Genomic DNA, 398 nt, shown 5'->3' on the forward strand with positions numbered 1-398 from the left:
GCTCCTGGGCTGGCAGTTCACGATCGCGCAGACCGCGCGCACGGCCGCTGAGGGGCGAATGTTCCCCGCCGTATTCTCACGTGTGAACGAGATGGGCGCACCGGTAAAGGGGATGATCATTCTCGGCGTCGTGCAGACATGTCTTGCGCTGATGACCATTTCTCCGACGCTCAGCGAGCAGTTTTCCGCTCTGGTCAATCTCGCGGTGGTAACCAATGTGCTGCCCTATATCATCGCACTCTCGGCCCTGTTCGTCATCATGAAGGCGGCGGGCGTGCCGCAGGCGAAGTACAGGCTGAACGCCGCCGTCTGCATCATCGGTATGCTCTACAGCGTGTTCGCTATCTACGCTTCCGGCAAGGATGCGGTGATGGGTGGAATGCTGGTAACAGGTATCA

At 59.5% G+C, this 398-nt stretch carries 1 protein-coding gene; it reads left to right on the forward strand.

All coding sequences use genetic code 11. The features are described 5' to 3' along the window. On the forward strand, positions 1-398 hold a 398-nt coding region (locus AF337_RS25345; protein ID WP_152971178.1), incomplete at both ends, for an amino acid permease.

It is taken from the genome of Rhizobium ecuadorense (assembly GCF_001187535.1).
Lineage (GTDB): Bacteria > Pseudomonadota > Alphaproteobacteria > Rhizobiales > Rhizobiaceae > Rhizobium > Rhizobium ecuadorense.